At 75.9% G+C, this 1,732-nt stretch carries 1 protein-coding gene; it reads left to right on the top strand.

Going from position 1 to position 1,732, the window contains the following annotated elements; all coding sequences use genetic code 11:
• The coding region (locus N869_RS14875) for a Zn-binding domain-containing protein (protein WP_035062941.1) at positions 1-1,722 on the top strand (1,722 nt) is incomplete at its 5' end.
• Positions 1,723-1,732 lie beyond the last annotated feature (10 nt).

The following is a 1,732-nucleotide window of genomic DNA, read 5'->3' as shown; positions in this document are numbered from 1 at the left end:
CTGCGGCGGCTCGCCGCCACCCACAACGCCGCACCCACGTTCGTGCTCGCCTCAGCGACCACCGCCGACCCGGCCACCAGTGCCGCCCGCCTGGTCGGTGTGCCGGCCGAGGACGTCGTCACGGTCACCGAGGACACCGCCCCCCGGGGCCGCAAGACGTTCGTGCTGTGGCAGCCACCGCTCCTGCCCGGGCGCGCCGCCCCCGGTGACCATGCCGACCAGGACGAGGAGCCGGAACCCGAGGCGGGGGCGCACCGCACCGCCACGGCCGAGGTCGCCGACCTCCTCACCGACCTGACCCTCGCCGGGGCCCGGACCCTGGCGTTCACCCGGTCCAGGCGCGGCGCGGAGTCCGTCGCCGCCACCGCACGGGACCACCTGGACCGGGTGCGACCCGGTCTCGGCACCCAGGTCGCCGCCTACCGCGGCGGCTACCTGCCCGAGGAACGGCGGGACCTGGAGCGCTCCGTCCGTGACGGCACCCTCAAGGGCCTGGCCACCACCAACGCCCTGGAGCTGGGGGTCGACATCTCAGGGCTGGACGCCGTGCTGATCGCCGGGTGGCCGGGCACCCGCGTGTCGTTGTGGCAGCAGGCGGGGCGCGCCGGTCGGGCGGGCGGCGACGGCCTGGTCGCGTTCGTCGCGCGGGAGGACCCCCTGGACACCTACCTGGTCCACCACCCCGGCACCATGCTCCACACCCCCGTCGAGGCCACCGTCTTCGACCCGTCCAACCCCTACGTGCTTGCCCCCCACCTGTGCGCGGCCGCCGCCGAGGCGCCCCTGCGCGAACCCGACCTGGAGCTGTTCGGGCCCGGCACCCGGGAGCTGGTCGACGTGCTGGTCGCGCGGGGCGCCCTGCGCCGTCGACCGTCCGGCTGGTACTGGACCCACGCCGAACCGGCCACCGGGCTGACGAGCCTGCGGGGATCCGGTGACCCCGTCCGGGTGGTCGAGCACGGGACCGGCAGGATGCTCGGGACGGTGGACTCCGCGTCCGCCGACGGCACCGTCCACCCCGGCGCGGTGTACGTGCACCAGGGCGCCAGGTACCTCGTCGACGAGCTCGACCTGGACGCAGGCGTGGCGGTGGTGCGGGCCCGGGCGGTCGACTACGGCACCTGGTCGCGGTGGGTCACCTCGATCCGGGTGCGTGGGGTCAGGGCCGAGCGCACCGCAGGGCCGGTGCGGTGGGGCATGGGCCCCGTGGACGTCACCACCCAGGTCACCGGGTTCGTCCGCCGGCGCCTGCCGGAGATGGTGCCCGTCGGCGGGGAGTCCCTCGACCTTCCCGAACGGACCCTGACCACCACGGCCGTGTGGTGGTCGGTGCCGGACGACGTCCTGCGCGCGGCCCAGGTGACCGAGGACGCCCCCGGGGCCCTGCACGCCGCCGAGCACGCCGCGATCGGGCTGCTGCCGCTGCTCGCGACCTGCGACCGGTGGGACCTGGGCGGGGTGTCCACCGCCCTGCACCCGGACACCGGGCAGGCGACGGTGTTCGTCCACGACGCCTACCCGGGGGGTGCGGGGTTCGCCGAACGGGGCTTCGCCCGGGGCCGGGACTGGCTGGAGGCGACCCTCACCGCGATCGACGGCTGCGGGTGCACCGGCGGCTGCCCGGGGTGCGTCCAGTCACCCAAGTGCGGCAACGGCAACGGACCCCTCGACAAGGGGGGTGCGCAACGGCTGCTGCGCACCGTCCTGGCGCACCACGACTGAGCCCAGTTGC

The sequence above is a fragment of the Cellulomonas bogoriensis 69B4 = DSM 16987 genome (assembly GCF_000767165.1).
Classification (GTDB): Bacteria; Actinomycetota; Actinomycetes; order Actinomycetales; family Cellulomonadaceae; genus Actinotalea; species Actinotalea bogoriensis.
This window is presented reverse-complemented; position numbering and strand designations above follow the sequence as displayed.